Source organism: Mesorhizobium sp. M2E.F.Ca.ET.209.01.1.1 (assembly GCF_004010375.2).
GTDB lineage: Bacteria > Pseudomonadota > Alphaproteobacteria > Rhizobiales > Rhizobiaceae > Mesorhizobium.
Genome location: NZ_SADP02000974.1, coordinates 1 through 273, shown reverse-complemented (window position 1 = coordinate 273; position 273 = coordinate 1). Strand labels below are relative to the sequence as shown.

The window sequence follows — 273 nt, the reverse complement described above, 5'->3', positions numbered from 1 at the left end:
ACTTATGACCGCCGAGACGCCGCCGTCGGCCATGAAGACGATGCGGCTGGAGGCATCGCGGGCGAAGGCCATCTCGTGCGTCACCATCACCATGGTCATGCCGTCCTCGGCCAGGCTGCGCACCACCGCCAGCACCTCGCCGACGAGCTCCGGATCGAGCGCCGAGGTGATCTCGTCGAGCAGCAGGATTTTCGGCTCCATGGCGACGGCACGCGCAATGCCGACGCGCTGCTGTTGGCCGCCTGATAGCTCGGCCGGCAGGCTGTCGGCCTT

Annotated in this window: 1 protein-coding gene; it reads right to left on the bottom strand. The window is 67.8% G+C overall.

Translation table 11 applies throughout. The features are described from left to right. A partial coding sequence (locus tag EN852_RS38735; RefSeq protein ID WP_135879900.1) for an ATP-binding cassette domain-containing protein occupies window positions 1-273 on the bottom strand: 273 nt, incomplete at both ends.